7 protein-coding genes are annotated in these 8,809 nt (G+C 29.2%); all 7 read left to right on the top strand.

The features are described from left to right. Window positions 1-775 (top strand): SIR2 family protein (locus ACMOUI_RS04195; protein ID WP_418964485.1); only part of this gene is annotated, 775 nt, incomplete at its 5' end. 26 nt (window positions 776-801) lie between these two features. Further along, window positions 802-1,761 (top strand): hypothetical protein, encoded by a 960-nt coding sequence (locus ACMOUI_RS04200; protein ID WP_418964486.1) that lies wholly within the window; start codon window positions 802-804, stop codon window positions 1,759-1,761. Between the two features lie 19 nt (window positions 1,762-1,780). Beyond that, window positions 1,781-2,566, top strand: a complete 786-nt coding sequence (locus ACMOUI_RS04205) for a RelA/SpoT domain-containing protein (protein WP_418964491.1) — start codon at window positions 1,781-1,783, stop codon at window positions 2,564-2,566. A 51-nt stretch (window positions 2,567-2,617) separates the two neighbouring features. Further along, window positions 2,618-4,039, top strand: a complete 1,422-nt coding sequence (cls, locus tag ACMOUI_RS04210) for a cardiolipin synthase (RefSeq protein WP_418964487.1) — start codon at window positions 2,618-2,620, stop codon at window positions 4,037-4,039. A gap of 9 nt (window positions 4,040-4,048) precedes the next feature. Next, window positions 4,049-4,552, top strand: coding sequence for a MogA/MoaB family molybdenum cofactor biosynthesis protein (locus ACMOUI_RS04215; RefSeq protein WP_418964488.1), 504 nt, complete (start codon window positions 4,049-4,051; stop codon window positions 4,550-4,552). 9 nt (window positions 4,553-4,561) lie between these two features. Further along, the gene (locus ACMOUI_RS04220) at window positions 4,562-7,090 is read left to right on the top strand and encodes a PD-(D/E)XK nuclease family protein (RefSeq protein ID WP_418964489.1); all 2,529 of its coding nucleotides are present in this window, start codon (window positions 4,562-4,564) and stop codon (window positions 7,088-7,090) included. Further along, window positions 7,091-8,809: UvrD-helicase domain-containing protein (locus tag ACMOUI_RS04225; RefSeq protein WP_418964490.1), on the top strand; the 1,719-nt coding region annotated here is incomplete at its 3' end.

An 8,809-nucleotide genomic window follows, 5' to 3' on the forward strand; every position in this document is an offset into this window, starting at 1 on the left:
GGATTTCTTAGTTAGAAATGCTGGATATCCAACAAGAAGAGAGTTAGCCAAACTGTTGATGAAAGATATGAAAGAAAATATAAAAGGTTATATAAGAGATGAGAACTCTTTGTTTCAAGTTAGCCAAGTATATTTAGATGGAGTTGTTAGCAGTAGAAGTTCATTATTGAAAAAAATCAAAAATTTGTACGAAACAAACAGAGAAACTGCAGAGGTACTAAATATTTTCTCTGAAAGTAATAAGATTAATGCTGTTTTTTCAACAGATTATGATATAGTTTTAGACGATATAAACTGTAATAAAGTAGTTAAGATACTGCCTACAGACGAAGAGTGTGTAATAGCATCCAACGGAGAGGTTAAACATTATAAGATTCTTGGAGATGTAAATAGACATGAAAAGATTTTTGTTTCTATCCAAGACTTTAGAAAGTTAAAAGTTTTAGATTTCTACAAAAACTTTTTTAAAAGTATTAAAGAAGATATAGAGAATTATCCGACGCTAATTTTAGGATTAGACTTGAATAACTCAGATTTTATAGATATGTTAGAGGTTGTGCTATCAGGGGTAAAGACAAAGGATGTTATCTACGCTGTTAGCAATTCAAATGTTTTAAAAACAAAGACAATTGAAAGATTGAATGAGCTTGGAATAAAACTGCTACCTCACAGTGAGGAGGAGTTCTTTAAAGAGTTAAAGGGATACCTATGCTCAATACCAATGGATGATTCTGAATTAAAAGAGGCATATATTGGAAAAAAGCTCTTTCGGTAACTTCAGATATTTCTGATGAAATTATAGTGGACGAAATCTCAGAGGAGATGTTAGAGGTGGCTCTTGAAGAGACTACTGAAAATATTGAAATCACAGAAACAGTTTTAGAAGTTTCAGAGATTGAAACTGAGGATAAAATTTCAGAGGAAAGTAAAGAAGAAATAGAGATTAGAGACCCAGAAGTATTAGAAGTTAAAGATGAAGATTTTAAAATGATAGAGAGTGCTTTAGAGATAAGGTATAGCTCATTAAAATTGGATAGGTTACCAATTGAATTTTCTACGATAAAAGATGTGAAAAATCAAAACCTAATAAAAACTTTTGGAGTTACCGATTTAAAACTGGATCAACTACATTTAAAAGACTGTAATAGTAGAATAGTTGAGATAAACAGAAAAAAATATTTAGAATTAAAAAACAGAGAGTTTAAGTTAGGGTTAGAGATTGACTTGAAAGATGATGGTTCTTTTAATACAATAATAAATAATTACTATTACAAAATATACCAATGCAGTAACTTAAAGAGATTTATGTTTAACATAAAGTTTTTAAAAGAGATTTTTATGGGACAACTTATACAATTATCTGGTAAGTTAGTAAGTGGAAAGGTATCTTTTGAAAATAGAATAGAGGTTATGAAGTTAGATCTTTTAGAAAAGGAGATTTTAGGATTAGAGGATATAAAGAAAGAGAGATTACTACAGGAGGAAAACTCATTGTACTCTTTAGCTTTACTGAATCTTATTGAAAAAACTCCAACACTTCAAAGTTGGGTAAACTTTAGATGTGATCTGGATAAAGTTCAGTTAATAGAAGGAGATAGAATATCTGTTGAAAGAGTTCACGTAATTAAAGGAAATGACTTTAATATTAGGGAAAAGATAGTTACAATAGCTCCAGTAGAAATAAGAGAGATAAAAACTACTGAAGTGGTAGCTTATAGAAAAACTTGTGAAATTTCATTGGAGAAGATACCTAGAAAATAATAAAGAGGTGTTTATTTTGATATTAGACAATACGATAGACAGAGAGGAATTTTTTAAGGCATTCTGTATAACAGAAGAGTATTTCCATTCAACGGGACTTGATTGGGATGAGCTGATGAAAATTTATGCTGACTATATTAAATTAGTTCCCTATTTAGAAAAAGAAGCTGAACATATAGTATCTAAATTAATTGATAGTGAAGGGGTTCATTCAGTTAGAAGAAGAGTAAAAAGAGCGACACATCTTATTGAAAAAATAATAAGAAAGGGTCGTAAATATGCAGATCGTGGAATTAGTGTAGAAAACTATAAAGAGATTATAACTGATCTTATTGGAATACGTGTACTTCATTTGTTTAAAGATGATTGGCGTGGAATCCATTGTGAGATAACAAAGTTATGGGATACAAAAGAGACTCCCCAGATCAATATAAGACGAGGGGATTACAATATTCAAGATTTAAAAAATACTATTCAGGATTTAGATTGTGAGATAATAGTGAGAGATCATGGATATAGATCCATACATTATTTAATTGGAGTTCCAGTTACAAAACAGGATGAAGTTCTCGTAGAGATTCAGGTGAGAACTGTTTTTGAAGAGGCTTGGAGTGAAATAGATCATCTGATGAGATATCCTTATGATGTTGATAATCCAATTATAACTGAATACTTAGGTATTTTTAATAGAATAGTTGGAAGTGCTGACGAGATGGGAATGTTTATAAAAAAAATAAAGAAAGAGTTTTCTAATGGAAAAGGGTTAGAGGATAATTTTAGAGAGTTGGATTTAAAATTCAAATAAAAAGAAGAGTTTCGACTCTTCTTTTTTTCTAAAAAAGTTAGAGGTGACTAGATGAAAGAGATATTAATAGCATTAAAAGACTACTTAGTATTTGTAAATATTATATTTGCATGTATCGTTATATTTTTTGAAAGAAGAAGACCTGTTTTTACACTATTTTGGATAACGATACTTCTATTGACATCATATTTTGGATTTATAATGTATCTATTTTTTGGTATTAGCTTTAAAAAACGTAGAGCTTTAGCAAAATATTATCTAAAAAATAGCCATGACTATTTAAAAAACTTAAATAAAAAATCTATGGTTAGTATTAAAAAATGGATAGGATTAAGTAGATATTTAGATGGTGTTCTTCTAGGAAAGATGACTCATAACAATAGCTTTACATTCTACCCAGAGGCTCAATCTTTTTTTGAAAATTTAACACAAGCTATAAAGAGTGCTAAAAAATCTATCTATATGGAGTATTATATATTTGATGATGATGAGGTAGGAATGCCTATATATGATCTACTTTTAGAGAAAGTTAACGAGGGTGTAGAGATAAAAATAATAGTTGATGGTGCAGGTACAAGAGGAGTATCCAGAAATAGAGTGGAGGAGTTAAGAAAAGCTGGAATAATGTTTGAAGTGTTTTTTCCATCATATTTTCCATTTGTAAAGGTTGGAAATTTGAGAGCGAACTATAGAGATCATAGAAAAATAGCACTTATAGATAACAAAATATGTTTTTCTGGAGGCTTAAATATAGGAAAGGACTATGTTGGAAAGGGACATCTTGGTAGATGGCAAGATATAGGTTTCTCTTTAAAAGGGGAGGCTATAATAGATTATCTACACGAATTTGAAAGAAGTTGGAAATTCTTAAAAAAGGATACCACAGATATTTTTCAAACAATTGCGATAGATGAAGATGATTACAATATGACACCAATTCAAGTTGTAAGTTCTGGGCCAAACTATGAGTTTCACACTATAAAAGATACATTTTTAAGTCTTATAATAAAAGCTGAAAAAAGTATCCATATAGAAACACCATACTTTATACCTGATGAACCTATTTTAGATGCTTTAAAAGTTGCATTGGTATCGGGAATAAAAGTTAAAATAGTTATTCCAAGTGTGGGAGATCATGCTTTTGTATATTGGGCTAACCAGTATTTCTATGGAGAGTTAATAGAGCTAGGTGCTGAGATATATAAATATAAAGATGGATTTATACACAGTAAACTTGTTGTTATAGATGGTGAAATCGCATTTTTAGGAACAGCTAATTTTGATTATAGAAGTATGTATCAAAACTTTGAGATAAGCCTTTTGATTTTAGGAAGTAATATAACTGAATTGGAAAGAAGAATAGAGAGCGATATTTTAAACTCTAAAAAAGTTACCTTAGAGGAGTATAAAAATAGAGGTAAAAAAGAGAGGGTGCTTGAATCTATTTCAAAATTATTAGCACCAATATTATAAGGAGGAGTTATGATAAGAGTAGCTATAGTGACATTAAGTGACAAAGGGGCAAGAGGAGAGAGAGAAGATATAACGGGACAAAAGTTAAAAGAGATATTTGAAAAACATCTGAGTTATGAAACTGTCTATTATAACATGCTTCCTGATGCTTATGAAGAGATTTGTGAAGAGCTTAAAATGTTGGCAGATAAGGATATAGCCGATTTAATAGTAACTAATGGAGGAACAGGATTTTCTAAAAGAGATGTAACACCAGAGGCGACACTTGCAGTAATTGAAAGAGAGGCACAGGGAGTTGCAGAGTATATGAGAGCAAAATCTTTTGAAATAACTCCAAAGGCTATGTTAAGTAGAGCTAGATGTGGAATTAGAAAAGGAAGTATAATTTTAAATCTACCTGGAAGTCCAAAGGGAGCTACAGAAAATCTAAATTTTGTAATAGACGCGTTAGTACATGGAGTAGAGATATTGAAAGGTGCAGCTGTAGAGTGTGCAACACCTATTAAAAAATAGGAGGTTTTAATGAAATTTGAATATATAAGCTACGGGGGGTCTTTAATTCAGGGATTGAAAAAAGATCCCTCTATTGTGTATGTGTTTTCTGATTATCCTTTAAAAAATAGTCAGAGAAAAGAGAGTAAAAGAAATATTTTTGAACCAGACCCTCTTTATTTGACGATAGATGAGTTTAAAAATTTAGCTTTTAGTACAGATAGAATAGTTCTAAGCGAGGCTAAGAGATTTGTAAGTTTATACAATCATATGAAAAAAGAGTTTGCAGAGATAAATATAAATAACTATTTTGAGTCCATAGAGTTTTCAGATAAATTTTTTAAATACTATACGGACTTAAATAGAAGTTTGTGTGAGAAGGAGATAGAGTTAGAGGAGTGGCAAAAAAAATATTTTGAAATATTTGAAAGATTTAAAGTGAAATATGATGCCTTTTTAGATAAAAGAAACTATATACCAAAGGATTGGGTTGAAGATATAAAATATCTAAATCTATCCATATTTAAAAAGTATAAAAAGATAGTTTTTGTAGATGTAGTCAACTTTTCCCCATTGGATAAATATATAATCTCAAAGTTGGATGAATTTATTGAAGTTGTTATTAGAATTCAAGGGGAGATTGGAGTTTTTGATGAGGATAGATTAGAGTTAAAAGATGTGTATTTACCAAAGATACAAAAAGTTGATATCTCCATACTAGAGGTTCAAGATGAATTGGAACTTGTTGGGAATCTATTGGATATTATGAGAATGAAAAATCATATGACCAATATATTTTCACCAGAAGCCGATACAAATGAATACTCTAAAATCTTTCCAAATAACTTCATGAGAGGTAGTTTTTATACTTTAAATGACACAAAGTTTTTTAAATTCTTAAATGCTCAAAGTGAACTAATTGGATCAATGGAGCCAAGAATGGATAATCTTATACCCATTAAAAAGTTTTTAAATGGGATAAAAAATCTTGAAATGCAAGAGTATTATGATATATCCAGGGAGGATATGGAATATATCTATAATCAGATAGATTGGGATTATAAATATATTGGTCAAGAGAGCAATGAAAAAATATCTCAAATCTATGAGGATATTATAAAAGTATCAAAAATTGAGAGTATAGATAAGTTTATTATATACTTTAATGAACTGCTATCACTAGATATGTTTAGAGAAAAAATCTATGTGGATTTCTATGATAAACTTCAAGAATATATGGGATATGCCAAAACTACAGAGATAATGTTGGAAGAGAGAGAGATTAGAAATTGTTTTAAAAATGGTGGAGATATATTAAAGTTTTTACTTCAATACTTCAATAATGTTGAGATTATAAGAAATGATAATAGTGAGGGTAAATATCTGATAAAACCTATGGAAAATTGTAAGGTTATTCCATCTAGGGAGTCTATTTTTATAAATTTAAGTACAAGATATCTTCCTAGAACAAAAAGAGATTCACTTTATTTAACTGAAAAACAGAAAAAGGATAATGGATTTACTTACTATGAAAAGGAAAGAAAAGAGGAGAAGTATAGATTTTATCAAAATATTTTAAAAAATAGATTCAATACAATTATCTATATAAAAAATGAAAATAGTGGTGAAGGAGTATCCCCAATACTTTCTGAGGTATTAAATAAATATAGAGTACAAAGACTTGAAAAAACAGTATACAGTGAGGATATTTTAGAAAAGCTAAAACTATTTACATCTAAAGAGATTCAAAACTTCCCTCAAAATGAGTTATTAAAAGATAGAGATGACTTTAAAAATAGACAGTTAAGTTTAGGACCATATGACTATGATACTTTAATTAGATGTGAATATAGATTCTATTTAAACAAGGTGTGTGGATTGAGCTCTTTTGAAAAAGAGGACTCTTTGGGAATATCCCTTAAATTTTTAGGGACATATGTGCATGAGGTATTTGAAAAATTAACAGATAAGATGTGGAAAAAAATCCTTAATATATCTGATTATTCAGTGTCTGTTGAAGAGGTTGAAGAACTACTATATAAGAGTTTCTATGCCAATAGAAAAAGAGTTCCAGTGTATTTAGATAACTATTTTATTCAAATACTTATACCTCGTTTTACAAGAAATATTATTAAGTTTTATAAAGAGATTGAAAATCTATATATAGAGAAAAAAGTAAAGCGTATTGAGAGTGAGAAGAACAGTAAAAAAGAGCCTTTTTTAAAGGGTGATGTAGAGGTCACTTTAAATGGAAGGGTTGACTTAGTTATTGAAACAACAACCAATAATCATATTATAGATTTTAAAACTGGAAGTAAAATTGACAATCAGCTAGATTTTTATTCAATTATGCTATATGGAGATGAGAATAACGCATTAAAATCGATATATAACGCTTTTGAAGGGAGTATAGAGAACCAAGAAAAGTCAAAATTAACCAGAGAGATTTTAAAAGAGAGATTGATTGAATTTTTTAAAAGTGATAACTACTCTTTAAGTGAAAAGAAAAGTGGATGTCTATATTGTGAATATGGGAATATTTGTAGGAGGGAGTTTTAGATGAAAGGGATAGTTTTAAAGGCAAGTGCTGGAACTGGAAAAACGTATAGACTATCTTTAGAATATTTAGCCACTCTTTTAAAAGGTGAAAATTATAAAAATATTCTAGTAATGACCTTTACTAAAAAAGCTACCTCTGAAATTCAGGAAAGAGTAATCCTATTTTTAGAGGAGATGTATAGAGATAAAGAGTCCAGTTTATATGAAAATTTAAAAAATCTATATCCTGAAATAGACCTTTCTTTTGAAAATGTAAGAAAGGTTTACTATGAGGTTTTAGATAATAAAGATAGACTTAAAATATCCACAATAGATGGATTTATAAATAATATATTTAAAAATGTTATAGCACCATACTTAAATATATTTTCCTATGAGATTATTGATGACACTGAAAATATAGAGATTTTATTGAAGTGTTTTGAAAAAATTGTAGAGAATAAAAGTGAATTTGACAGATTTAAAATTTTCTTACAAAATAGAACAGAACGTAATATTGAGAACTATTTAGAGATACTTAGAAAACTGATTGATAATAGATGGAAGTTAATTTTAATAGGTCAGTCTCAAAATTTAAACAGTAAAGATGAGAGAAAGGGAGATATAACTATTGAAAAGCTTATAAAACATCTTACAGATGCTTTTTTATCCATAAGAGAAAAGAAAAAGGATGGAAAAGAGCTATCTGACTATATGAGCAAAGTTATAAAGTGGGTTTTAGAAAAGGATAGTTCATCACATAGAGACTATGCCATTGAAAATTGGAATGATATTGTTAAAAGTGAAAAGTGTTGGGATGGACGTAGAGTAAAAACAACAAGTAAAGTTGATTTAGATTGCGAGATTGAGATTTTACAAAAGGCTTTTACTCAGTTGAAAGAGGAGATATCTAAAGAGGTTTTTAATAGAGAGATTTTAACTTTTGAAAAAGAGATTCTATATTTTATTGAAAACTTATACTCAATATATGATGAGATAAAATTCAGTGAAAAACGTTTTACACACTTGGATATAAGTAGTTATATGTTTCAATATATAGATAAAGATGAGATTAATCTTATAAAAGATGGATGTATAACTCAGTATTTTAAAGATATATTTGACAGTGAGTTTAAAACTGTATTCATAGATGAGTTTCAAGATACAAGTGTACTTCAATGGAGAATTTTAAAAGGATTGATAAACAGTTGTGAAAATCTTATATGTGTAGGGGATGAGAAACAAAGTATATATGGTTGGAGAGGGGGAGAGAAATCTCTTTTTGAAAACCTTCCCAATATAATAGGGGTAGAAGAGGAAACAATGAGTGTTTCATATCGTAGCTGTAGAAACATAGTGGATTTTACAAATGGAGTTTTCAATGGAGTAGCTGAAACATATGAGGAGATAGCTAGTTTAGAAAATCATAGTCACAGATGGGAGTTTACTTCAGTAGAGGGAAAAAGTGAAGAACTTGGATATTTTGAAGTTATACGAAAGAGTGAACCCTCAGAGGATGAAGAGGATATTCAAGATGAAAATATGGTAGAAACTATGGTGGACTCAATAGAGAGTAATTTTTGTGGGAACTATGGTGGGATTGGAATTATTGCAAGGAGTAATAAACAGTTAAATGAGATAGCAAATGCTTTAAGTGATAGAAAAATTCCCTTTGTAATAGATTCAAATGATTCAATAGTTTACCACAGAGCTGTTAGTCCAATTTTTAAAATCTTAAAA

This window comes from Cetobacterium sp. (assembly GCF_048470075.1).
Lineage (GTDB): Bacteria > Fusobacteriota > Fusobacteriia > Fusobacteriales > Fusobacteriaceae > Cetobacterium_A.

Bases quoted from the DNA above. Each gene is read 5' to 3' on its own strand.
- ACMOUI_RS04215 (WP_418964488.1), top strand. From the start codon at position 4,049: ATGATAAGAGTAGCTATAGTGACATTAAGTGACAAAGGGGCAAGAGGA.
- cls (WP_418964487.1), top strand. From the start codon at position 2,618: ATGAAAGAGATATTAATAGCATTAAAAGACTACTTAGTATTTGTAAAT.
- ACMOUI_RS04220 (WP_418964489.1), top strand. From the start codon at position 4,562: ATGAAATTTGAATATATAAGCTACGGGGGGTCTTTAATTCAGGGATTG.